Annotated in this window: 23 protein-coding genes; 14 read left to right on the plus strand and 9 right to left on the minus strand. The window is 46.5% G+C overall.

Features of this window, described 5'->3' with window-relative positions:
- The first annotated feature begins 7 nt into the window (after positions 1 to 7).
- From B0I18_RS08025 to B0I18_RS08060, 8 genes are all read left to right on the plus strand, one after another.
- Positions 8 to 724, plus strand: a complete 717-nt coding sequence (locus B0I18_RS08025) for a hypothetical protein (RefSeq protein WP_146146698.1) — start codon at positions 8 to 10, stop codon at positions 722 to 724.
- Positions 725 to 801: 77 nt separating this feature from the next.
- The gene (locus B0I18_RS08030; protein WP_106522172.1) at positions 802 to 984 is read left to right on the plus strand and encodes a hypothetical protein; all 183 of its coding nucleotides are present in this window, start codon (positions 802 to 804) and stop codon (positions 982 to 984) included.
- A 694-nt stretch (positions 985 to 1,678) separates the two neighbouring features.
- The gene (locus B0I18_RS08035) at positions 1,679 to 2,245 is read left to right on the plus strand and encodes a hypothetical protein (RefSeq protein WP_146146699.1); all 567 of its coding nucleotides are present in this window, start codon (positions 1,679 to 1,681) and stop codon (positions 2,243 to 2,245) included.
- A gap of 314 nt (positions 2,246 to 2,559) precedes the next feature.
- The gene (locus B0I18_RS08040) at positions 2,560 to 3,390 is read left to right on the plus strand and encodes a hypothetical protein (protein ID WP_106522174.1); all 831 of its coding nucleotides are present in this window, start codon (positions 2,560 to 2,562) and stop codon (positions 3,388 to 3,390) included.
- 247 nt (positions 3,391 to 3,637) lie between these two features.
- Positions 3,638 to 4,183, plus strand: coding sequence for a hypothetical protein (locus tag B0I18_RS08045; RefSeq protein WP_106522175.1), 546 nt, complete (start codon positions 3,638 to 3,640; stop codon positions 4,181 to 4,183).
- A gap of 42 nt (positions 4,184 to 4,225) precedes the next feature.
- On the plus strand, positions 4,226 to 4,786 hold the full coding sequence (locus tag B0I18_RS08050) for a hypothetical protein (protein WP_106522176.1): 561 nt from the start codon (positions 4,226 to 4,228) through the stop codon (positions 4,784 to 4,786).
- Positions 4,787 to 5,225: 439 nt separating this feature from the next.
- Positions 5,226 to 6,770, plus strand: a complete 1,545-nt coding sequence (locus B0I18_RS08055; RefSeq protein WP_106522177.1) for a choice-of-anchor E domain-containing protein — start codon at positions 5,226 to 5,228, stop codon at positions 6,768 to 6,770.
- A gap of 348 nt (positions 6,771 to 7,118) precedes the next feature.
- Positions 7,119 to 9,314, plus strand: a complete 2,196-nt coding sequence (locus B0I18_RS08060; protein ID WP_106522178.1) for a T9SS type B sorting domain-containing protein — start codon at positions 7,119 to 7,121, stop codon at positions 9,312 to 9,314.
- A gap of 140 nt (positions 9,315 to 9,454) precedes the next feature.
- On the opposite strand, the gene B0I18_RS08065 is transcribed toward B0I18_RS08060, so the two are convergent.
- From B0I18_RS08065 to B0I18_RS08080, 4 genes are all read right to left on the minus strand, one after another.
- On the minus strand, positions 9,455 to 10,732 hold the full coding sequence (locus tag B0I18_RS08065) for a mechanosensitive ion channel family protein (protein ID WP_106522179.1): 1,278 nt from the start codon (positions 10,730 to 10,732) through the stop codon (positions 9,455 to 9,457).
- A gap of 117 nt (positions 10,733 to 10,849) precedes the next feature.
- Positions 10,850 to 11,296 carry a hypothetical protein gene (locus B0I18_RS08070; protein WP_106522180.1) on the minus strand — a complete coding sequence of 149 codons (447 nt, stop codon included), beginning with the start codon at positions 11,294 to 11,296 and terminating at the stop codon, positions 10,850 to 10,852.
- Between the two features lie 23 nt (positions 11,297 to 11,319).
- Entirely contained in the window at positions 11,320 to 12,450 is a 1,131-nt protein-coding gene (locus B0I18_RS08075; protein ID WP_106522181.1) for an alanine racemase, read from the minus strand.
- Between the two features lie 7 nt (positions 12,451 to 12,457).
- A complete protein-coding gene (locus tag B0I18_RS08080) occupies positions 12,458 to 12,901 on the minus strand; it encodes a GNAT family N-acetyltransferase (protein WP_106522182.1) in 444 nt (147 codons plus the stop codon).
- A gap of 413 nt (positions 12,902 to 13,314) precedes the next feature.
- On the opposite strand from B0I18_RS08080, the gene B0I18_RS08085 reads away from it, so the two are divergent.
- The 5 genes from B0I18_RS08085 to B0I18_RS08105 all read left to right on the plus strand — a co-directional run bounded on the left by B0I18_RS08085 (position 13,315) and on the right by B0I18_RS08105 (position 17,369).
- On the plus strand, positions 13,315 to 13,932 hold the full coding sequence (locus tag B0I18_RS08085; RefSeq protein ID WP_106522183.1) for a Crp/Fnr family transcriptional regulator: 618 nt from the start codon (positions 13,315 to 13,317) through the stop codon (positions 13,930 to 13,932).
- A 60-nt stretch (positions 13,933 to 13,992) separates the two neighbouring features.
- A complete protein-coding gene (locus B0I18_RS08090) occupies positions 13,993 to 14,784 on the plus strand; it encodes a sulfite exporter TauE/SafE family protein (RefSeq protein ID WP_106522184.1) in 792 nt (263 codons plus the stop codon).
- A gap of 92 nt (positions 14,785 to 14,876) precedes the next feature.
- On the plus strand, positions 14,877 to 16,268 hold the full coding sequence (locus tag B0I18_RS08095; RefSeq protein WP_106522185.1) for an MBL fold metallo-hydrolase: 1,392 nt from the start codon (positions 14,877 to 14,879) through the stop codon (positions 16,266 to 16,268).
- On the plus strand, positions 16,235 to 16,864 hold the full coding sequence (locus B0I18_RS08100; protein ID WP_281257988.1) for a YeeE/YedE family protein: 630 nt from the start codon (positions 16,235 to 16,237) through the stop codon (positions 16,862 to 16,864). The genes B0I18_RS08095 and B0I18_RS08100 overlap by 34 nt, the downstream gene beginning before the upstream one ends.
- A 10-nt stretch (positions 16,865 to 16,874) precedes the next feature.
- Complete coding sequence (locus B0I18_RS08105; RefSeq protein ID WP_106522187.1) at positions 16,875 to 17,369, plus strand: DUF6691 family protein; 495 nt, start codon at positions 16,875 to 16,877, stop codon at positions 17,367 to 17,369.
- Positions 17,370 to 17,627: 258 nt separating this feature from the next.
- Here the strand turns inward: B0I18_RS08105 and B0I18_RS08110 are convergent, their stop codons facing one another.
- From B0I18_RS08110 to B0I18_RS08120, 3 genes are read right to left on the minus strand one after another with little or no spacing between them, the layout of a single operon-like run.
- Complete coding sequence (locus B0I18_RS08110) at positions 17,628 to 18,347, minus strand: LytR/AlgR family response regulator transcription factor (RefSeq protein WP_106522188.1); 720 nt, start codon at positions 18,345 to 18,347, stop codon at positions 17,628 to 17,630.
- A complete protein-coding gene (locus B0I18_RS08115) occupies positions 18,344 to 19,420 on the minus strand; it encodes a sensor histidine kinase (protein ID WP_106522189.1) in 1,077 nt (358 codons plus the stop codon). The genes B0I18_RS08110 and B0I18_RS08115 overlap by 4 nt, the downstream gene beginning before the upstream one ends.
- Positions 19,421 to 19,447: 27 nt before the next feature.
- Positions 19,448 to 20,179: a methyltransferase gene (locus B0I18_RS08120; RefSeq protein ID WP_106522190.1), complete on the minus strand. Its 732-nt coding sequence runs from the start codon at positions 20,177 to 20,179 to the stop codon at positions 19,448 to 19,450.
- Positions 20,180 to 20,479: 300 nt separating this feature from the next.
- Between B0I18_RS08120 and B0I18_RS08130 the strand changes: the two genes are divergently transcribed.
- Complete coding sequence (locus B0I18_RS08130; RefSeq protein WP_106522192.1) at positions 20,480 to 22,216, plus strand: hypothetical protein; 1,737 nt, start codon at positions 20,480 to 20,482, stop codon at positions 22,214 to 22,216.
- Between the two features lie 27 nt (positions 22,217 to 22,243).
- Here the strand turns inward: B0I18_RS08130 and B0I18_RS08135 are convergent, their stop codons facing one another.
- On the minus strand, positions 22,244 to 22,897 hold the full coding sequence (locus B0I18_RS08135) for a response regulator (protein WP_106522193.1): 654 nt from the start codon (positions 22,895 to 22,897) through the stop codon (positions 22,244 to 22,246).
- 17 nt (positions 22,898 to 22,914) lie between these two features.
- Positions 22,915 to 24,804 (minus strand): tetratricopeptide repeat-containing sensor histidine kinase, encoded by a 1,890-nt coding sequence (locus B0I18_RS08140; RefSeq protein WP_181358380.1) that lies wholly within the window; start codon positions 24,802 to 24,804, stop codon positions 22,915 to 22,917.
- Positions 24,805 to 25,020: the final 216 nt, after the last annotated feature.

Here is a 25,020-nt window from a genome sequence, read left to right on the forward strand (position 1 = left end):
ATATAAAATGAATCACAAGACCCTTCTCATTATTGTTTGTTGTTTTTCTTGTTCATGTTTAATGGGCAATAAATCAGGTAGAATTCATATTACCGAAAACCGGTCAAACTCAAAAATGCATTACTATTATCGAAATGACACCTTAGTTGGAAGTCGTTCTGATATTGATTCTATTGCATATATATATAATAAAAAATTGCTAGTGAAAATAAGACAGTTTCAAAATAAAGATGGACATTTTTCAGAAACCGGGGAAGCAAATTATACGTATGATAATAATCAACAAGTTGTTGATGTTAAGTTTTCAGATGATTTTGAAAATCCATATAAAAAATGCGTTTCTAGTATCGAGGTAAACAATAAATATGGGTTATTAGACAAAGACCTGTGCTATATTGATGCCATTTTTCAAGCGGCAAAAATTAGCGTGACAAGATTAGAAAGTAAAAAAATAGAATTGGATCTTGGAATCGGACAATTGCAAGGCTCATCAATTTCCCCCTTTCCTTTCGGCACAAAAATAAAACAACTAAGTGTTATCGTGTCTTCTGGAAATTTGATCGAATTAAAGGGGAATTTTATCAATGAACCCAATAATGAGGAAATAGTTTACGCAAAAAAATACGAATATAATTCGGATGGAACGTTAAGTTCCTCAATTACAAAAGACTTGTCACATAATGTAAACATTGACAGTATTACTTATAAATACTTACTATGGTAATTATAGGTCTTGGGAAGTAGCAGTTGGTAAAAACGGATTTTGGGTGATATTTCCTACTGATCGGTTAAAAGAAGTGAATGAAAATTCCAGAATATTATTTTTTGCTAAAGATGCAGCTGACACTGGATACGCTTTTAATAAATAAAAGAAAACTTACCATGCATTTGGTTTTAATGTCGGATTTTAGGTATGATATCATCGATCTTTATGGCAATAATTTTGATGAATTTATAGAAACATTGGATCATGAATATGAATGATTTAAATTAAGTAATCCTCTTATTAAAATATACAGTAGCCGATTTCGGCCACTGTATATTTGACTTATAATTCGGACCCAATGCAGAAACTGGATGAAAATTGATTTAACAGCCTATGTAACGAGATTGCAAAGCAAGATCGATATCAAAAGATTATAGATAATCTAAAAGATGATGCCGTCCTTGTTGAAGATCCGATTACTGGCGAACAAGATATCTTCTATAAGTCAAATGGTGATTATGTTGTTGATTTTAAAAAGAGAAGTAGAGTAGAACAATTTAAAATTCTCGAGGCGATTGCGCTTCCCAATTTACCTCTTAATGACACGGTTTACGTGAATGATAGCCTAAATATATTTTCGTACAACGTATTATATGGGAAGGTTTTTATTCATAATGGTACATCGGGATATAAGCCGGCATATTCATTAATAGGAATTAAGTCGCTAATCATACGGAACAATACGTTCATCTTGTCATGCTGGTTTCCTAACAGTGCTTTCGTTAGCACCTATAGTTTTATCTATCAAAATGAAAAGTTCTCCATTAGCAAACTAAGCTCATACAATACCGACGATCCTCACTTCAGAAGGCAAATCAAGTAAATAACTACAAGTCAAAATGTTGAGATATAAAAACTGCCTTGTGTTTCTGTTCCCAGGTGGAAACCTGACATTATAAATATATGAAACCAATGAAAATACTATTCTCCGTTTCACTTTTTTGCCTACTGATGCAATATTCCTATTCACAGACTATTGAGGCCAAATTATTTCAAAGTTTTTGTAATAAAATGGTAATGCAAAATCGTGACTTTGGTCTTGCAAATTCACTTGAAGGCACCATGTTACTGGCAGATCCGGTAAGTAATAAAATAACTGTTTTTTACGGAAAAGAATCCGAGGCTTTAAAAGAGTTTAAGAGGAATGATGTTTCAAAGCAGATTGAAATGTTGAACACTTTGGAATATCCAATTTTTCCATTGAAAGACACTGTTTACATAATTGATACTAATTTTTCATTTTCCTCCCTAATGTTTAAAACGGATCAAATTGTTTTCAAAATAGAAAGGATGTCAACAGAAAGTAAAAATGTCTCCAATATCTACTTTGAGAATATTTGGCTGCGGGACGACGAATTCCATTTGACCATATTTAATCAAGGTTGGCGGCACAAATTGGACTATTCCTTTAAAATGATAGGCAACACGTTTAACGCTACTAAATTGAGTCGCCTGGACCCTAAATTTTTGATGGAATAATTATAATGCGAAGCTATTTCTTCTTTTAAACCGGCTATAGTTAAAGAATATTATTCACAAGGTTCTGAACGGATGTATATTCAATAGACCATAACGAACTAATAACCTCCGAGGTAATAATACCCTGTTACGATTGTTTTGCCTTCTACTGCCTCTCTGCTCTTAGTCCCCAGGCTCCATCTGGCAATCAGGTACTGAAAATTAAACCAAGCTAAGGGAAAAGAATCGAGACTGGTTCGTAAATAAGGAATGGAGAAAGCATATTGTAATACGATTACCCTAGATTATTTTTAATCCAGTAAAATATTATAAAAATGAAGCGATATCTTTTGATATTTCTTTTGCTTTTAAGTGTTGACGTATTTGGTCAAAAAAGCTTTTTTGCGGAAGGCAAAGCCGTTCCTATTGGAAGTATCACAAAGTGGTATTCGTTTTCCTACGAATACGGAGATAGCTTAGCGGTGTATTTTAAAGATAGTACCGTTATTTTTAAGAATCCCAACGCAACCATTGTAAAAAGTGTGTCCAGGTCAAACCACAGCAATACCCAATTTACCGAAATTCAATATTTCGGTAATAAAGGAAAAGACAGTGTGTCCAAACACTTTGATGGTAAAAAATTAAGTATGATTTATAAAACCCTTTATGATAACTTGGACAGGCCCCAATATTATGGTATGAAGGATTACCAAGCGACTAAAACATATGATCGAAGCTTTGAGTGGTTTTATGAATACAAAGATAGTATTGTTGGTAATGGAATTATAGATATTCAGACCGTTTATGTGAAAGACCACGCCGGGCCTAAAAGATTTCATTTTAATAGGAAGATGAAAAGGAATAAAGAGGGTAAGATCAGTTATCAGTACAAGCAGGATTTACCTTCATCACAACCAGGCAATGCTCCATGTTTCTTTGAAACATCTAAAGATATAGGCGACCTTAACTTTGCAACTGCAAAGGACATAATCGAATCAGCAATAAAAGAAAATAAAAAGAAAATTATTTCTGATGAATGCCAGGATTTCGTGAGAACTTATCGTTCTGCAGACGGGGATACCAAAATTATCATCACTAAAACTAAGCCTTACAGGGAAGGCAGAAGGGCATTATATACTTCGTCAAAATATTTTTACCCTAAATGATTATTTGAAATAACCGCGGTACCGCGTATTTAATGAAAGCCAGCATTGAAGCGGGCAGCCTAATCTTTACGACAGAAGGTTACGGAAAGCAAGATATTTTCGGAGGGACAGGAATGCATTAGGGACACTACACGACCCAATGATCCCAAAATGAATCACGGAGGTAAAATATATACCGCTGGCGAATTAAAAACCTACTTAAATCAAATTATAAATGACATTAATCAGAATAAAAGGGAGTAGATAAATGATGTTACTTCTCCTTTGTTTTTTTATTCACAAAGGCGCCAATGGAATTACTCGAAAAGATCCCAGAGTGACCGCCATTTCTAGAGCAACAAATGAAGTTTTCCTAGAGACATATTATGTCACTGTTTCTGTTGAAATTGGGAAAATGACAGGATCGGGATCGCTAATCAAAAACGAAGGAGGCTTCATAGTGCTAAAAGGGTTAACCCTTTACGAGTTGATTTACAAAAATGATCTATCAATCAATTGTTTTAGCAATTTCCTTTTCGCAACTTGGATCAAAGGAGAGGACATCTTGTTAGATGATGTTCAATACGAGAAAGTCAAAGGTTATCTAATTAGCAATAACGACGCGGAAAAATACCTTGCGAAGAATTCGAATGATTTGCTAGCAAAAACAGCGAAGGGAAACTTTCTGCCGAAAATCGATCCTCACAACCCCAATTATCAGGATCGTTGTTTAATTTATAACCTGCTAAACAATAATTATGAAGTTGAAATCGATGATGAATCCGGGTACATCTATTTTGTGAAAATAAAATAGTTTGTTTGATTTATTTCAAATCAAGCATTAAACCATAGTATAATGAAATCAAATACCAGCAATACAATACTTATTGCGTTTATCTCTTTCATGAGTTGTAAGTCGGCAAAACCCGATCTAAATACCGTTACAGTTGGCCCCCTTTCTATTTCTGCGAATAAAGAATGGAGATATGCAAATGAAAATGGAATTGATTCGGAAGTGAAACTATTGGTCTTAAATAACAAGGATACGCTTACTCTTGAATATGGAAAACACGTTAATGCTCTTAACGAAGATTTACCTAGTATTATGTCTCTTCAAGATAAGCGCCAGTTCGATTCACTAGCAGGAAGAGATGTTGAAATAGATAATCTAATTATATCGGATATGGCTGAAGACGAAATGAAATACGGCCTATTTCTGAATAATTATTACATGTATGATACCATAAACGGCATTCAAGTTAAAGTTGTTCAACCAAAGAAAGTAAAGAAAGGAATTACGGGAATCTATATAGCAAAATTGAAGGACGGAAATAGCTTTGTTGCATATGGAATCAATCTTGATTCTATTGCTCAAAAAGAAGCAATGAAGATTTTCGAATCCATTACTTACAATTGAGTAGATACCTTTCCCCATACTGGCGCGGGTATGTGGCCCTTGCCGTATAACATAACAGTCGCTTCAACGAGGCGGCTGTTATGTGTTTATAGATCTTATGTGTTTCAGGACTTCCTCCCCGCATCGCTGCTCACCGGGAATATTCAACTTATACAACTTGAATACTCAACTTATACCTTAGCCACCAGAAGGTATAAGTTTCGGCATTACTTTTGCGAGCGTAACAATAACATATGCATGTCTCCGTCAAGAATGGCTATCGAATGCTCTGTTTCGCTTCCTCTGCCTTTGCACTCATAACTTAGATTACCCGGCTACTATAGCGATCAGGCTCCATTATACCGGAAACCGCTAATCATCATTTAGAACAAATTTATTTCACTTCAGTCATGGATCACTGCGTGAACCCTCACGCTATATTTAATAACAAATCAAAAAAATGAAAAGCAAGAGATTATTACTCCTTTCAACATTATTGCTTCCTGCCCTTACAGCCAGCATTAACGGTAACGCCCAAACCCCCTTTTCCACAATTACAGGTACGGTATGGCAAGAGAAAAAGGTTGCAGGATTAGTTGATGGCCTGATGAATACCGATGAAAAACGTATCCCCGGTGTGTTGGTAACACTATTCAACGAAACGGCTGATACCATTATCGCATCAGCAATTTCAGACAATAACGGCCAGTATGTATTGAACAATTTTAACGGTCCCGGTAACTATGTTATCAGTTTCAACTATCCGGAATCCGGGTACAGCGTTACCGATCTGCGTACAGGAAGTGATAATAGCATCAACAATTCCGTGACGGACTATGGCGAAGGAGATCTGAAGACTACATCTGCTTTTGCCATCAATGCCGCCGATGCAGGAAGTAATCTCTCCATTTATAACCTCGGACTAGTGGAAAGGCCCAATAAACGGGTATATTCGATGTACAAAGCCTATACCAATACAGCATGGAACGATACCCTCAAATTACCTAAGTCGAGCGCTACTACAGGTGCGCTTAGCCGCGCTAAGCTATTTATTACAGATGCTGCTTTTCATCCTTCAATCGGCATTGAGAATACAAGCATTAGTTCTCCGAGTACAGGTATGATATCACTAGGCGGAAAAGTATCGGTACGTCTGCCCAACAATAATACCACTAACCTGTCTGCATCGACACAGATTACAAAGTCAGCAGAGTTTCCGGTGTATGACGGGACAACAGATTATGCCGGAACCTCTGGAAAATCGTGGAATAACGCATTTAGTGCCGCTTACGGTGATTATACCTATCCGGCACTTAACTCCGGTCATTTTGTAGGTACGGATTCTGTTTCCCTGCCGGTCAACGCTGTGAGTACTACCACTATTTCAGGCGGCGGTAACCTTACGAGCAATATAGCCACAAAAGTTGCGGCGGGCGTTTTTGTCGTATATGAGTATGACGGAGGCGTATTGCCCATAACACTCGGATCCTTTGAAGCCCAGATCTCCGGCTCTGTAGGCGATCTGAGGTGGACAACCTTTAAAGAAGAAAATAATATCGGGTTTGATATCGAGCGTAGCCCTGATGGTAAAACCTTCCAATCGATAGGACACGTATCCAGTAAGGCAGACAATGGGAACAGTTCAAGAAAAATATCCTATACCTATACTGATGACAATCCAATAAACGGCAGCAATTTTTACAGGTTAAAACAAACCGATTTTGATGGCAAAACCAGCTATAGCGTAGTCAGGGTCTTAAACTTTGCAAAGCCGGGGAGTATCGGTTTATATCCTAATCCAGCTCACAATACATTAACGGTTTATGGTAACGACGTGACAGACATTATACTCTCCAATCTTGCCGGGCAAACCATCCAGGCGCCGATAACCTATTCGGGAGCCTTAGCCGTTATCAATGTAAGCGCACTGAATCCGGGTATATATTTTGCCAGGGTTACTTCAGTGAATGGCACAAGTACTTCTTTAAGGTTCTCTGTGAATTGATGCGGATACCATGCGCTGAAAATGGATTGTTTGTTATAAGCTGACCTTACTACAAACGAAAATAGGCTATCTGAAAAGCCCCGAACTAACCAAAGATCCCCGGTCTTAAAAAAAAGGCCGGGGATCTTTGTGTAATTCCAACCCCTGGTGCTTATTTTGCACTAATTAACACAAAAATTATAGTATGCAAATTCTTGTCGATTGTCCTGCTTAAAAAGTTAATAACTGTTAAAGAGTTGCACGAACGTTTTGATGGAGCCGCTTTTTTTGGGCCGCCCGGATCAGATGCGGCTTTTTGTTGCTATTGACATTTTGTGATGGTATTTCTGATCTAAACATCCGCAGTGCATGTCCTTAATTTTGTACTTATTGAATCAACTATACTACCGGCTCTTTCCAGGAAATAAAAGTATAAATTGCCAGACCAGCTCCCGGCCCGGTTCTCGATGGGGTACCCTGTTATTCCTGATCCTGCTATTTTCCGGCTGGAACGCCCGGGCACAGTTTCATGCACAGCGCCGCCAGGAACTGAAGGCCAACAGTAACTGGTTTCATGGTGCGCACCGGGTGGACTGTAACCAGGAACCACCGGTAAGCATAGAAGCGCCCGGGTATTTTCCCGTAGCAAAAAGGTATGAGCGCCTGCGCATAACCGATCCCCTTACTCCCGACTTCCAGACATCGTTCCCGGGCGAACGTAACACCAATATGATCCCTGTGTCTCACCCGCTAACCGGGCAATTCCAGTTTGCGGTCTTTCCTGACCAGGTCTACAACAGGAATTTTGGGATGATGCCCAACGGGGAGTTTGATCCGGAAACGTTTGATCCCGTAACTTCCGATAAACATATCGCTGTAGTACCTTTTATCAATGATACGAACCGGTACTATATCTTCAACCTGGGCGTCGAAGGTACCGGCTTGGTTTACTCGGTACTGGATATGCGCCTGGACAATGGCCTGGGCGATATCGATCCATCCGCAAAAGCAATTCCTTTAAAGCAATGGCAGTATTCTTATGCTAACTTCGAAGTGATCGGTACTGTGCCGGGTAACAACTGTAACCTTTGGCTACTGGTGGCGGAAAACCTGATCGTGGAAAGCAGTTTCAATATCTATGCCTTCGAGATTACGGCAAATGGAATCAATACCACTCCGGTAACCACGAAGATTACCAAGGCTTTCCGGCCGGAAATTTTATGGGACTTCCAGGTGTCTCCCGATCGCAAGACGATTGCCAGGATTGGTTTACACGTACCCGAAGATACCTTGACCCGGAAAGCGGCCAGTGTCAATTTCCTGAGCTTCAGTCCCGGGACGGGCCAGGTAGGCGACAGTCACCTGCCGGCGATCGATATCCCGTTACATGATTTCGGCCTTAATATACATGGCAGTTTTACACCGGACAACGGTTTTTATATGGTAAACAATGGCGATTACCGTCCCGACAAAATGTTGTACCTGACGCGGTACGACCTGAGTGCCTACGACAATAACTATAACCCGGAAAAGGTACCTTTTGCCTTGAATTACCTGATACTGCGTCAAAGTGAGCAAGGCTGCCCGGGTGTACCGCCTACGCTTTTCTTTAAACCTTATAACAACAGCTTATACTTTAATATTCCCTTTGGTTTGAAGGCCGGATGTCCCGGGGGCGAGGGCATGAAGATCGTCTCTAAAGACCTGACAGCGATCAGGAGTCTTACCGGCCTGGGCGGCCGGGGCTGGGATGTAAATGGGTTCAGCCCGGACGAGATCATGCTTACGGTTCAGAACCGGTTTTATACGGGCAACGACGTGGTATATCCCTATACGCCGGCCGACACACTGCCCGACTTAGCGCTTGATTCCGTGTTCTGCTTCGATCCAACTACTCCCTTTCCGCAGCTTACCCTGGAGGCCAAAGCTGGCTACAGTAACTATGTGTGGAACGACGGCACTGCCGGTCCTGCGAAAACGGTAACCCAATCGGGCACCTACTGGGTGTATTATACAGGCCCCTGTAATACCCGCGTAGATTCCTTCAGGCTGCGGTTCCGGGAAAGGAAACGCATTATGCCACCTGACACGGTGATCTGCGATCAACGGTTCCCGTTTGATGTCCGGATCGGCAGGGCGGAGTTTTATCTCTGGGATGATAACTCTACAGCACAGGACCGCAGGATATTCAAGCCCGGCACGTATTCCGTTATCTTCGAAGCCCTGGGCTGCAAACAGTACGACACCCTTCGTGTAGGCGGCATGCTGTGCCCCTGCAATGTTTCGGTACCCAATGCATTCAGTCCCAACAATGATGGCCTGAACGACTACTTCAAACCCGTTATGGGCCTGGGTTGTGTGCCGGCACAGTACAGCCTGCGTATCTATAACCGCTGGGGACAGCTCGTTTATAAATCCAATAACGAATTCGACAGGGGCTGGGACGGTAGAACGGATAACGGCACACCTGCCGATATCGGCAGCTATTTTTACGAACTCCGGTTCAATACATCCTACAGAACCGATAACTATTACCATAAAGGCGAGCTGATCCTGGTACGGTAATAAGCAGGCACCGTTTTTAAGAAACGAGGGTGCTTTATATTGTTGGCCTAACAGGGAAGTGGGTCGTAGCGGGATGCTACGACCAGGGAGGGACGCTATGACCAGGAACAGCCGGTAATGTTACCGGTACGACATGTATATCACTGCCCCTGGGTAGCAAATGCGGCAGCTAAGTTTCTGCCGCTGGGCTCCTGGAATATTTCTATATCGAAGAAGGCCGCTGTAGCGTACAGGTGGTCGAAAATATCGGCTTGTATAGCTTCGTATTCGAGCCAGGCAGTGGTATTGGTAAAACAATAGATCTCGACGGGAATGCCTTTGTGCTCGCTTGCAAGTTGCCGGACCATAATGGTCATGTCCTGGTTGATGCCCGGGTGGTTTTTCAGGTAATGCTCGATGTATTTGCGGTATACGCCCAGGTTGGTCATCCGCCTGCCGTTTATAGACACCGAAGTGTCGATCTGTCTTTGTTCATTATAATGCCCGATTTCCTGCTCGCGTTCCGCTACATAATCACGGATCAGTTCATACTTTTTGAACATTGCTCTCATGACCGGATCGGCAAATTTTACCGAATTTACATCTGCAAAAATGGCCCGCTTAATCCTGCGGCCGCCGCTCTGCTGCATTCCCCGGTAGTTCTTGAAGCTGTCTGTAATAAAATAATAAGTGGGAATGGTGGTAATGGTTTTGTCCCAGTTCTGGATCTTAACGGTATTCAGGTTGATATCAAGCACAGCCCCATCTGCATTGAATTTTGGCATCTCTACCCAATCGCCCACGCGGACCATATCGTTGGTCGACATCTGCACACTGGCTACCAAACCCAGGATCGTATCCTTGAAGACGAGTAATAAAATAGCAGTCATAGCGCCAAATGCACTAAGGAAATAAACCGGCGACTTGCCCAATACGATGGACAGTACTAAAATGAGCGTGACGATATACAGGAGTATGCGCACCAACTGGAAATAGCTGGTCAACGGTTTGTCCTTAAACGCCGGATGCCTTGCCAGTCCATATTCTCCAACCTTCAGTACCGAGAAGAAAACGGTCATGCTGACTACGACGAGGTAAGCATCTGTCAGCCTGATGATGAACGGGCGGATCTCTTCGAAGTCGGCAAAGAGGGTAGGCACCATAATCCGCACGATCACCGCAGAAGCAATATGGGCCAGGTTATCCAAAGCCCTGATTGCTGTAAAGGAGTCGGCCCAGCTCAAAGAGGTCTTCCGGAGTGCTTTGTAGCAATATTGGATGATCACGCTTTTCGTGATAAAAAAAGCAAAGACAGCTAACAGGATCACGAGCAAAAGAAATAAAAGCAACCGGCAATAACTTGCCCAGTTTTCGGGAACTCCCGAATTTTTTATAAATAAGTCTGTCTTGTCTTCGAGATAATTGATCCAATCCATCATGGTCGTGAATAGTGCTTGGGTTTGTTGTTTGCGGCAGGACTTTATACCCTGCCTGGCTTTAATTTAAAATAAGCTGCCGGCAGCACGCGTCCAGAACACCTTCGGCGGCTTACCCTGCTATAGCAGTGCAGGTCTTGCTGTTGTCATGAGCGCATAGGCTTTATCTCCATAAAAACGCACCTTGCTCCGGTGGGATCTGAACCATAATATTAGGGAGCGAACCCATTGCCGGAAGCGGCTGCTGAAGGCCCGCAATACCCTATAAGCCAATGCGGTCAGGCATATCGTTTGCAGGATACGGGCGGCTTCCGGGGGCAGGACTGAAATACGCCAGGTTATATAAAGACCCAGCAGGCAGGATACCGGCATAAGCAAATATCCGGTGGTCTTTGCTGCCAGTTTTTCCCAATACGCCCGGATACGGTCTATCGGGGCGGATAACTGCACTAACAATACCCTTACCCATAATACAGCAAGCAATGTTGCAGCAGCAGCTACACCTATAGTCCAAAGCAAGTCTGCAACCAGGTGGCAGCGATTAAGGAATGCCGGGTAGTCGTTCATAGTCGCGGGGCCTTTAAGGATTATCAATGAGCAAAGGACAATTCGGCGTGGTTGGGCGCTGCTTCCAGGCGCCGGGGAGTGGTCTCCTCAAAACGCTTATCCACATAGTCGGAGTTCATAATGCGCAGCAGGCCCATATAGTCCATGCCAAATTCTATAAGACTGCCTACCCGTAGTCCTGCGGCATTATCGCCTATATCAACCACGATCATGTCCGAACTGGCGCCTACGATCTGCATATCATCGGCGATAGGCCTGATATGACCATCCTCTACATCCAGCAGGCCGATGTCGACAATTGCCCTGTAGGATACGCTTCCGGGTGGTACGCCCTCGAAAGAAACGGTATGGCCGGTCAGGTTCTGCCCCAGCTCGCCCATCGGTATGGCCGGCTTTTCATTCAGTTCTATAATTTCCGCATACAGCCTGAATACATCGTTGTGCATATGCGGGAAAGGCTTGCTGTGGTAAACATCGGTACCTAAGAAGAGGGTTTCGCCTACACGGAAATGGTTGATGCCGGCAGGCAACAGGTCTTTATGGATCAGGGGAATGGTTACCGAAGCGCCACCGGATATATATGGGATCACTTTGTTGAATTTGGCTTCGATGAGTTGCTTGTACAGGCAGAGCTGCAGCAGCTTGTCATGGTTGGGCAGTACGCCGTACATACAGGTTAAATTGGTGCCGATACCGGCCACCTGTATATTCGGAAGCTTAAAAACACTGGCATAAAAATCGACGAATTGCTCCCGCAGCACGCCTTCCCGTAATTCGCCCAGTTCCAGCATAATAACAATCTTATGAATTTTGTCCTGTCGCAATGCTTCATCGGAAAGCATGCGGATCGTTTCCAGCTCTGTATTGAAACTAACATCCGCAAACGCGACGATGCGGGCTACATTCCGCTTTGCGGGCGGTTTTATAAATACCGTTTCGATCTCCGGGCTTAGTTTTTTGATCATTTCCAGGTTGCTGATCCGGCTATCGCAAATTTGCCCGATACCTAATTGCACCAGTACATCGAGGTACTCCGGGTTGCCGCAAAACACTTTTGCTACAACCGACCATTCTATATCCCGGCTTGTAAAGAGGTTGTCGAGACTGATATAGTTTTCACGTAGTTTATGTTTATTTAAAGTTATAAAGGCCATGGATAGATTATTTTTTCAAACGCATTTCAAGGTACTTGTTCGTAAAGCCGAGGCTTTCGTAGAGTCTCAGTGCCGGGTTATTGGATTCGACATGTAAGGCCATGTCGCCCTCCGAAGCGCCGATGGCTTCGGTCATCAGCTGCCGGCCAATGCCTTGTCCCCGGTATGCCTTATGGGTGGCGATATATACAAGAATGTTGTCGGGGATATAACCCTGCATGCCGGTCTTATTGGTTACGACTACACCGGTTAATTCGGCATCGTTACGGGAGAGGATAACAAGCCCGCCGGGCGTATTGGAATGCGAGCGCAATGCATATTGTACGGCCTTCCGGATGTCTGAAGCCGGGTCGCCGAATTCATCGAGTTGGGTAAAAAGAAAGGAGATCGCTTCCTCGATTTCCGCGTTGGTGGGCGGGTTCTGAGGGCTGTGCACTTTAATGGATAACATGAATAGCAATTTTGCTCCTGTCGGAGTGATGTACAATAAGGCTACCGATAGAAATCAGGCCTTGACGTTCTGTGTTGTAAGTCGTCAGCGAAATCGTGCTGAACAAAAAGGGCAGGGCCCGTGGTTAATGAATTATCATCGGCTGTTTAGATGGAGCATAAGCTCAAAGCCTCAGGCGATAATCCGGTAATTCTGTGCAAAGGTAAGAAAATCAAAAGAAAACGCCAAACCAAAGCCCTGTGCCGGCCGTTTTATATCTTATGGGATCGTTTTGTAATTTCTGTTAAACAGCAGTCCCGGCGCGGCTTTACGGCGTTTATGCCGGGGGGTAATAGTAGGAATGTACTGCCGGTACGAATCTTTATCTGTATGTTTGGGTCTGCAATTGTGATGCCCCAATTAATTGCCTTTCTATGGAACAACAACACGAGATCCTGTCTTTACCTGCCAGCCTGGTAAAAGCGTTGTATGATAACAGCATTGTAAAAGAATATAAAGCGGGCACGGTTATCCTGAGCGAACAGGCACATATCCGCGCCATACCAATCGTGATCAGCGGCACACTGAAAGTGATCCGGACGGAAGAAGATGGCCGGGAAATTCTTTTGTATTATATCAAAGCGGGCGAAAGCTGCATCATGTCTTTCCTGGGCGGTATGCATAACGGGAAGAGTAAGGTCAATGCGGAAGTAGAAGAAGATGCGGAAATCCTTTTCCTGCCTATCGATAAGGTGCCTTTATTGATCAGGGAGTATCCGCAATGGCTGGATTATATCTTTCGTTTGTATCATAAGCGCTTTGAGGAACTTTTGGAGATCATTAATGCCATTGCTTTTAAAAAAGTAGATGAGCGGCTTTTGACCCTGTTGCGAAAAAAAGCGGAATTGGTACAATCGGATACGGTTGCAGTTACGCATGAGCAGCTGGCCAACGAGCTGGGAACGGCGCGTGTCGTGGTATCCAGGCTGTTAAAACAACTCGAGGAAAGCGGCGTCCTGCAGCTGGGCAGGAATAAGATCGTTCTTCTGTAACCAAAGTAGCGGTTTAGTTTTTGACATTGGCGGAGCTTTGCCTGTCCATTCAAAAACAACATGAACATAGCTGGTTATCTCGCTGCCGTATTGATCGGTGTATCCCTTGGCCTTATTGGTGGCGGGGGCAGTATTTTAACCCTGCCGGTATTGGTCTACCTGTTGGGTATCGATGCCGTTGCTGCAACAACCTATTCCCTGTTTGTTGTGGGTCTTAGCAGTGCAACCGGTGCGCTTGCTTATTCCCGTAAAAAACTGGTCGACCTGAAAATGGCTTTCAGCTTCGGTATGCCCTCCCTGGCTGCCGTATGGGTTACCCGTAATTACATCCTGCCTGCCATTCCGCAACAGGTATGCCGCGTATCCGGCTGGGTACTGGATAAAGATACCCTGCTCATGCTCTTTTTTGCCCTGGTGATGATCGGGGCTGCCTATAGTATGATCCGGAAAAGGCCGCCTGTTGCGGCACCGGGGCCTGGTAAGATTAACTATGCCCTGGTTTTGATGCAAGGCGGGCTGGTGGGTGTTGTTACAGGGCTGATCGGCGCCGGCGGCGGTTTCCTGGTCATCCCTGCGCTGGTTAACTGGCTGAAGATGCCTATGAAACGTGCAGTGGGTACTTCGCTGCTGATCATTACGATCAACTCCCTGGCGGGTTTTATGTTTTCTATGCGCAGTGCGCAGCTGCAATGGCCTTTGCTGGCGACTGTTTCGGGACTTGCTATCCTGGGCATACTAATGGGCACCTTCCTTGCTGCAAAGATCGATGGCAACAGGCTTAAGCCAGCATTTGGCTGGTTTGTGCTGGTAATGGGTACCTATATCCTACTCCGCGAAATCCTGCTGCACTAAATCCTTCTGTAACTAAAGTAGCGGTACGCTTACCCGTTATGGTTGATATTTGCAGGAACCAGATTCGTTTTATCTGTTCAAAAAAATATGGTATGTTTTTTCAACACATTTATGACAAGAGCCTGGCACAGGGTAGTTACCTGCTGGGTTGCCAGACAACCGGCGAGGCCATCGTAATCGATGCCAAACGCGATGTCGATACCTATCTCGATATCGCAAAGCAAAATAACCTGCGTATTACGCATGTTACGGAGACGCATATTCATGCCGACTTTTTATGCGGCTCGCAGGAGCTCGCAGCTGTAACCGGTGCTGCAATGTATTTGTCGGATGAAGGGGGCGATGCCTGGCAATATGAATTTCCACACATCGGCCTGAAAGCGGGTAGTGTTATAAATGTCGGTAACCTGTCCCTGGAGGTTTTGCATACGCCCGGTCATACACCGGAGAGTATCAGTTTGCTGCTTACCGATAAGCCGGCAACGGATGCGCCGGTCATGATCTTTACGGGTGACTTCGTATTCGTGGGCGATGTAGGCCGTCCCGACCTGCTGGAGACGGCTGCCGGCTTTGCCGGTACTAAAGAGGCCGGCGCCCGGCAACTGTTCCGTTCCCTGGAGCAGTTCGCGGCCCTGCCGGATTATGTGCAGGTATGGCCGGGACACGGCGCGGGCTCGGCTTGCGGTAAGGCCCTGGGAGCGGTTCCCGGCTCTACGGTGGGTTATGAAAAGATCAGGAACTGGGCATTCGGCTACGGCGACAAGGAGCAGCAGTTTGTCGACGATCTGCTGGAAGACCAGCCGGAGCCGCCTAAATATTTTGCCCGGATGAAACAGCTGAATAAAGTAAAACGGGCTCTATGTATTGAAGTGCCGGTATACCCGGAATTGTCGAAGCAGCAAATGCTTCGTTCGTATCAAAAGGGCGCCAGGGTGATCGATACCCGTAACAAGACCGAGGTTGCAAAAGGCTTCCTGCCGGGCAGTCTGCATATACAAGGCAATAATGCCTTTGCCACCTGGGCCGGTTGGATGCTGGATGGTGAAGAGCCGTTTATGTTGATCGCGGCTGAAGACCAACTGGAAGACCTGTCGCGCAAGTTGATGCGCATAGGCCTGGACCGTGCTTACGGTTACATCACCGATCCGCGTGAAGCCGGTCTGGAACTGCAGGTTGCCGACCTCATCGGAACGGAGGAGTTGCAGCAACTTATGAGCAAACCGGGTGTACAATTAATCGATGTAAGGGGCGTAAGCGAGTATAAAGCGGGGCATATCGATGGGGCTATAAACTGCTTTGTGGGTACTTTAGCCGATAACCTGGATACGATTCCTGAAGATCAACCTGTCGTGATCTACTGCCAGGGCGGCGACCGCTCGGCGCTTGCTTATTCCATCCTCAAAAGAAATGGTTTTGAGCAGGTGAAAAATTATTCCGGCGGCATGAACGAATGGCTTGCCGCCCGTGCGCACACAGCATCATAGCTTTTTCCATAAATATTTTAAACTTATCCTTTATGACCGACTTTCTGAAACAACCCTGGCCCTGGTATGTGGCAGGCCCCCTGATCGGCTTAACCGTACCTGCGCTGTTGATCCTGGGTAATAAATCATTTGGCATCAGCTCTTCCCTGCGTCATATATGCGCCGCCTGTATCCCGGCTAATATTCCCTTCTTTAAGTATGCCTGGAAGAAAGAGGCCTGGAACCTGCTGTTCGTAGCCGGTATTTTCCTGGGAGGAATTATAGCGGCTGCCTTTTTATCCAATCCCGGTCCTGTTGCCCTGAATCCCGCACTGGCTGCCGAACTGAGCCAATACGGCATTAACGACTATACCCATCTTGTGCCGCAGGATATCTTCAGTTGGCATAGTCTTCTTACGCTTAGAGGCTTCCTGGTGATGGTTGCCGGTGGTTTCCTGGTGGGCTTCGGCGCCCGTTATGCAGGGGGCTGTACCAGCGGGCATGCTATTATGGGCTTGTCCACCCTGCAGCTACCTTCGCTGGTTGCCACGATCTGCTTTATGGCCGGTGGTTTTCTTATGGCCAACCTGGTACTCCCTTTCCTGCTTTCCCTTTAATTACACAACTATGCAACAACCCGTCAACACCGATTTTGAAGTCCGTTCCCTGGATGCGCTATGCGTCAACGAAAGCCGCTTGCAGCACCGCTGGTATCACCAGCTCAAATACCTGGTTATAGGTATCCTGTTTGGTATCCTCTTCGTAAAATCTGAAGTGATCAGCTGGTTCCGGATCCAGGAGATGTTCAGATTCCAGTCTTTTCATATGTACGGCGTTATCGGCAGTGCCGTAGCGGTGGGTATGGTCTCGGTAGCACTGATTAAAAAATACAGGATCAGGACCATTTATGGCGAGCCGATCACTTTCCCGGTTAAAACGTTTCATAAAGGCCAGGTTGTCGGCGGCCTCATCTTTGGCCTGGGTTGGGCATTGACCGGGGCTTGCCCGGGTCCTTTATTTGCCCAGATCGGTACCGGCGCTACAGTGGTTATCGTTACGCTGCTGAGCGCTATTGCCGGCACCTGGGTATATGGTAGGTTCCGTGATCGCCTGCCGCATTAAACGAAGTTGCTGCGCTTGCTGCGGCTTGTACCTGAACGCCTGGGCCCGTACGTAGTAATCAGTAAAAAGCAGTATCTTGCCTTACCATCAAAGATGGGAGTGCGGGCATTGCTGCTGATCTTAAGAGTACCTGACTCATAATCAGGGGACCCTTGGTTCGCATCCTGGTTGGACTACGCAATATTCCGGACCTATTGGCTCTTACTGTTGATAGTGTGATGATACTTTGGCGTTGCCTGTTTAGACTCCGCGTTCCTTCTACCTGCTTAATAACTTGTTTTTAATAAATTCCTCGAAGAAAAAAGTGCGGTAGGTATTGCCGATGGGTATTTCCTGCTGGCCGATAAACACGGTATTGTTATCGAATGCAGTGAGGTGGCGGATATTGATAAGGTAGGATTTACTGATACGGGCAAAAATGTTCCTGGGCAATTGTTCGTGTATTGTTTTAATATTCATCGCCGTGATGATTTTTTTATCTTCCACATACAGTACCACATAATCCTTGAGGCCTTCTATAAACCGGATGTCCTGGAAGAAGATTTTGTAATATTTACGGTCGGCTTTGATGAACATAAAATCTGCCGCTACCGATTCGATAATACAACCCGGATCGACCTGGAGTAAAGCATGGTAATCGATGGCCTTTTGCACCGCTTTCTGAAACCGTTGCTGGCGAACGGGTTTGACGATATAATCGATAGCGTCGACCTCGTAGGCGTCGACTGCAAATTCGGCATAAGCGGTGATGAAAATGACCAATGTCTTGCGGGATGCGGCAGCAGCGAATTCCAGGCCATTGCGACCCGGCATTTCGATATCGAGGAAAACAAGGTCGACCGGGTTAAGCGCAAGAAAGGCCAGGGCAGCAGTTACATTGTTGAAACTTCCTTTTAATTCCAGTTCCGGTATGTCCGACATCAGGAGGCGGATACCTTCCCGCGCCAATGGTTCATCGTCAACAATAATACAGTTCATAACGGTGTGCTTAACGTGATCAGGTAGCGCTGCTCATTTTCCCGGATGTCGAGTTTATAGTTCCCCGGGTAGATAAGGTCCAGTCTTCGTTTTACATTGATCAGGCCCAGCCCTCCCTTTTGCGGGCCGGAAGTGGCCATAGGCGAAGGCTTCGAGTTTTCGCAGGAGAAAAACAGCCGGTTGTTCCGGGCTTCGAATTTCAGGTGCACATAGAAGTCTCCGTCTATGCCCGCACCGTGTTTTACTGCGTTCTCTACAAAGCTGATAAATATAAAAGGTGGGACAACGGTATCCTCCTTTACCCCTATCTCCGCGATGGTAAATTGAAAGAAATCCCTGCGGATCTTTTCCAGGTTCAGGAAGTCGTCCAGGAACCGGATATCGGCGCGGAGCAATACCCGGTCGCGGGTGCTGTCGTATAACTGGTAACGCAACAGGTCGGATAATTTTAAAATGACTTCGGAGGCAAGTGCAGGATCCTTTTGGATCAATACATGCGTATTGTTGAGCATGTTGAACAGGAAATGTGGTGTGATCTGGCTTTTGAGCTGGTCCAGCTCCGAATGCAGCCGGCTGTTTTCCAGTTGCCGGAACCGGTAAGAATCCAGGATCCAGCGTTGAAACAGCTTGATGCTGGTCGATGCCGCCATAAGAACGCTGAATGCAAAAAGGAAGGAGAAAACAGATTCCAGCGTTAGTGTTTCTGTCCGCTCCGGACCGATATGATAGGGCGCTATCAGCCGCTTCCCGCCTTCAAATACCAGGAAAAATGAAGACAGTGTAATACTGAAGACCAGCGCCAGGTAAGCCAGGTACCTGCGTTTGAATAAAAAACGGGGTACGAGCCAGTACATATTGATATAAGGCAGGGCCGTCAACCAGGCCAGCAGCACGGTTTTCATAAGGGCTGCGCCGGTTGCGGTGTATTCCTCGTTGTGGCTTCTGAGTACCATAAAGGCGATTAAGGCCAGGCACAATACATGCCTGTGCAGCCTGCGCTCAGGGCTCAGGAAAAAGTGAAGCAGGCGGTTGCCCCGGATATCCTTAGCGATCCCGCTATCGATCTGGTCCATAAAGACAAGGTATAAATTGGGTAAGGGTTACTGCTGCCGTTCTCCCTGTAGCCGCCCTTGTACCTGCAGGCCCGGCTGAAGATAAGTACGGCAGATAAAAGGCTTTTCCAGCAGGTAATAATACGAAAATACCAGCGCCTGGTTGAGCAACCCGAATAAAAGCCCGTAAACGGAATGATAATAGATCGCGATAGCGTATACCTGCAGCTGTCCTACTCCGTACATGGGATTGCTTAAAAAGCGATAGGGCCCCTTGACCACGAAATTAGAAATTTTCCGTCCCAAAAACATATCCTTATAATAATAGACCGGGATGCCGGCTATATAAGCCGCCCATATTTTGGTGGCGAAGCCCGCAATAAACAGGAGCACCGAAAGAGTCAGGAGCAGGGCATGAGGGATAATGTCCCACCAGTACAGGTTTGCGGTGCTTTGCGAAATATGGCTCAACGAAATACCGTTGTGAAAGAACGCGAAACCCAGGACGCCTTCATAGTACAGGTAGGCTTGCTCTTCGCCGAATTTGTTGATTAGGTTTAAACGGAACCCCTTCGGCGATAATACCGTATACACAATGCCGATATACAGAACAGTGCTGCCCGTAAAGTAAAGCAGGGCATAGGGCAGCGACCGGTACTGGGGTAATATATATACCGAGAATAAGAAGGAGGCCAGCATCAGTACGGTGCGGGGCAGGTTACTATGCTCCGGTACGAAACCGGATATGGATAAGAGGGTGTGCAGGATTTTCCTGATCATGACCTGGCTGTTTTACGGGAATGGATAATGCTCAAAAGTAATCCTGGCCTGCATATGGGCCTGCCGGTATTATACTAAAGCGTTTCCCCTTTATACCAAATGACAGCTGTCGCCTACTTTGCTCCTGTAGTGGGTATGTGGGCGTATTGACGGGCGGAAACCATTTTGGCAGGCGGTATCAGGCCTTTGGTATAAAAAGTACCGGCATTGCTATAAAATGCGGGCAATGTGTAAGCGTGCCGGATAGTTTTGCAGGAATGCCTGCCGGTGCTGCCGGCGATGGGGCTTAACCCGGATGCCATGAAACTTCAACTCTTTACGCTACTCTTCCTGTTGTATACAATGCAAGCTGCGGCTTATAACTACGGTGAGCATAAAGCGATAGGCGATAGGGCCTTTGCCCGTTTTATCGCCGGTTTGCAGGCTGGTAACCAGGCACTGCCGGCTTATATGGATTTTGAAAAAGTGGCGGAATACGATTATGTACTCACCGGCTTCGCTGCGGGGAATACAGCCATCACCTACGGCGTTTTAAACGCACTCAGCGGCGATCATGAAAGCAACCCCTTGTTGTTGGAAGAACAGATACGCAACAGCAAATCGGTGATCCATAAAATTATCGCTTTACATAACCAATACCTGGAACTGGGATACACAGCGGCGCCGGATGGTAAACTGGCTAAACTGGATATCCGCTATGCCCTGTTTGCCGCGTCAAACCTTTCCCATTTTTATGAGTACAATAAAACCATGGCGCAGCAACTGCGGCATTTCGATACGGCCCTGATCCGGCTGTGCCAAAGCCCCGGCCTGGTTGCGGGTATCTTTAAAAAACTGGACCGGACTAATGCTATCAATATGTATGTAACCCTGCATGGTGTGGCCATGGACCTGGCAGAGCAAGGCGGAAGCCTGGCAAGGCAGGGCAGGAGCGCAGAAGCGCGGACACGCCTGTTTTATGCCCTGCTTTTTAATGCCTTTGCCGATCATTTCCTGGAAGACGCCTTTGCCGCAGGACACCTGGTGGTGAACCGGAGTGTGCTGGCATCCTTTACCAATAACAAAGCCCTGCACGACTTCTATTGCGAACATGGGTGTACGGTGACGAACAGCAAGGGCGAAGTATGGCATGCTTACGGCGACGGGCAATTCAATGTGTCGCATCATGCCTGGCAGCAAAAGCAAAGCCTGGATGAAATCCGCTATAACCCTTATACGCCGGAGGCCGAACGGGTGATCGAAGCGGTATACCGGTCGCTGATCGATATCCGTAATGCCTTTGACATGGCCTATGTCAACCCGGGTTATATCCCTTTTGTATGCAGCATCCCTGCAGACCCGCGCCGGCAGCCGCAGTTCCTGCTTGATCACATCCCTGCTCTGGCACTGGTTCCTGTTCCTTATCATGCCGGGACAACCAACCCTGCGTTACATCCGGGGGGCGGCGCCGATACGGCCGGCATCCGGAAAGCGACCCTGCCTTTGCAGCATCGCAATTTTGTACGCAGCAGGGTGGCCAATTCGCTGGTGTTATCGACTATCGGGCCCATGGAAGACCGGTATTACCGGGGACTGGACTTTCGGGTCAACGCCGGCAATTTCAGCAGGAGGTTTGCCTATAACAGTAAAGGCGGTAAAAAAGGAATGCTGGATTACTGGCATGGTTATACGGTAAGTTACAGTTGGGTGCAATATGATGCTGAAGAGGTTCAGCAGGGTAAAACCGATGCGCGATATGTAAAGCTCGGTATCCGCAGTAACTACGACTACTGGGTAAGCGACCGGAAATTTGTTGGTCTGTATAGTTATGCGGAAGCCGGCCTGCAGTTCTCGGATCGTAAAGCCAGGTTTATTTTTACGCCCTCGGCCGGTATACAGTTTGCTTCGCTTTTTAACCTCAATTACTACAATATGCCGATCTGGCTGCGCCTGCCGCTGCAATATTTATTACCGCTTAAGCTCAGGTTGGGAGCCTTACTCAGCCCGGGTTACAGCCCGCGTTACTTTTCGGCCGTAGACCTGGATATTCTTTTCTAAGCGAAACAGGGTGGCATCTTATGCTGATTACAGGCTGCCTCTTAATTCGATGGCCTTCTTCACCAAAGCGATGCTGTTCTTCACATCGAACTTAAGCAGCAGGTTGGCGCGGTGGAAGTCGACGGTTCTTTTGGAGATATATAATTTTTCGGCGATCTCGCTGCTGCTGCAGTTGTCTGCCAGCAGTTTCAGGATCTCCTTCTCGCGGGGTGTCAGCACCAGTTTGCCGGCGGCATCCGATTTTTTTATCTTGATGGCTTCCATGGCCTGCGGTTCGATCAGCGGGTCAAAATAGATACCGCCTGCGGCAACCGTGCGTATGGCTTCGACCAGGATATCCTCCGAGCTGCTTTTGATAACATAACCCGATACGCCTTTGGCCAGGAGCGAGTTGATATAGTAACGCTGTTCGAGGTTGGTGAATGCGATCAGGGCCACTTCCGGGTAATTCCGCTTTATGATAACCGCCAGCTCCTCCCCGTTTTTATCCGGCATAAATACATCCATCAGTAGTATTTGCGGCAGGTTTTTCTGAGCGAAGTCTGTGAGGCACTCCGATACGCTGTTGTACGCGCCGGTTACGTTAAGCCAGGCAATGCTTTCCAGCATATTTTTCAATCCCCTGACCAATACCGGGTGGTCGTCCAGCAAAGCGATAGTGACCGTTGACATGTTATCCATGGCATGAAAATAACGGTTTAATACGGAATCTCCATACTATACATCGTGCCTTTTCCCTGCATGGCGGATAGCGTGATGTAACCGCCCGTTTTTTCGATCCTCCTGGTAATGTTGTTCAGGCCCATACCCAGGTAATTTTTCTGAGCATCAAATCCTTTTCCATCATCTTCTGTCGTAATGTGAAGCTGGTCGTTGTGATACAGTAATTGGATCATCAGTTCCGTGCCCCCGGAATGTTTAATGGCATTGTTTACGATTTCTTCGATAGCCCTGTAGATCGCAAAGCTGATTTCGGGGTGGATCTCCCGACGCTCGCCGTAGGCCTGCAACCCGACCCTGAAGCCGGGGGCATCTACTTTGGCGATCAGTACCGATAAGGCATCCTCGAGACTTTTATGCGCAATATAGTCGGGTATCAGGTTTTGCGTTACCGAGCGCAGCTCGCCATAGATCTGCGTAATGATCTCGCCGCTTTCCCGGTAGGCGGTGTTGTGGCTCAGGTCAGTGGACGCTGTCTTGCCCAGCAGGTGGTGATTGATCTTTGCCGCCGACAACAGTACGCCCAGGCCATCATGTAATTCACGGGCAATACGCGCCCGTTCATTTTCCTCGGCTTCCATTTTTACACGGAGCTGGTCTATCTGCTGTTGCTGTTCCATATTCCGGAGCCTGCCTGCCTGTAATCGCTGTCGTTGCCGGGCGTAAAAGATGATGCCGAGCAAGGCCCCGGCCAGGATAATACCCCCGCCCAGGCTGGCCGTAAGCCAGAGCCGCTGGCGGTATAACCTGGCTTTGTTCTCGGCCAATTCATTATTCTTTTCAAACAAACGGTATTTCGATTCCGATTCGCTGATCGACTTCATGATCTTTTCATCGTGCAGGCTATCTTCCAGGAAGGAAAGTCTTCGTTGGTATTGATGCGCTTTCTGGGTGTCGCCAAGGTGTGCGTAACTGTAGGAGAGTGCCCAATAGGCATACTGTTCCTTTTCACGGTCGCCGTTGACGGTTGCGATATCGAGCGACTGTAGCGCATAACGGATGGCTTCGCCATAATTGCCCCGGTAATAGTTGGTGCCGCATAAACCTTGTATCAGTGTGATATTGCTGTTTATGGCCGTAGGGTCGGTAGCTATGGCGCTGTCGAAATAACGCTGCGCCTTATCGATATCCTGGTGTGCGGGCAATACCCAGCCCGTGCCGATATTGGCGTAGATGCTCTGCAGCTCTTTTTTAGCGGAGCGGGCTTTATAGATGGTTATTGCATGTTGCCACCAGTAAGTGGCGCTGTCCATGTCGTTCAGGAAATTGGCGTACAATGCCCCCAGGTTGCCATAGTTCTTAGCGAGGTCGCTGCTGTCTACCCCCGGCGAAACCAGGGCCTTCTTCAGGTACTCGATGCCTTTGGTATATTGACGGGAAGCCGAAAGCACCGCGCCCATATTGCCATAGATCTCGACCAGCATTTTGGGATTGTCCACCGCCATATTCTTCATGGCATTTAAGGCAAGCGAATAATAATGGATGGCAGAGTCGTTTTGCCCGTTCATGTACAGGGCATTGGCCAGCAGGTTATATGTCATCGGAACAAAGCGTTGCTGGTCTTTAAAACTTAAACGGGGCAGGCTGGGTAGGGCCTGGTACAGGGTGAGCTTACTCTGTGTGAATTTCTTTTTATGATTGAAATAGATATCGCCCATTTTACATAAGGTATATACCGTTGCCCGGTCGTACCCGATCTGCCGCGATAATTTGGAGGCCTCCTGATACAGCACAAAAAGACTATCGGTATCCACCAGGGTCTGCAGGCTGTCGGCGCGCCTTATGTAAGCGCTGATCATTGCCGTATCTGCCGACCAGCGGGCGCGCCCCGTGCTGATACTTTTTTGTTCCTGGGCTGCAAGCTGCATACCGGCAGTAATTGTAAGAAGGACTAATAACAAAACCTGTTTTATAAAGTAACCGGGGTAAGACAACATAGATAAATACGATTCGGACCTCCTAAAAATACAAACGGCAACGGGATAAACCGGCTTTTTCCGGGTGTTTCCCTGAAAAACCGGTATCTGTAACAGGTAAATGAATATTAGCCCAAGATTATCTTTGTGTTAATGCGCCGACGCTCT

This window comes from Taibaiella chishuiensis (assembly GCF_003014535.1).
Lineage (GTDB): Bacteria > Bacteroidota > Bacteroidia > Chitinophagales > Chitinophagaceae > Taibaiella > Taibaiella chishuiensis.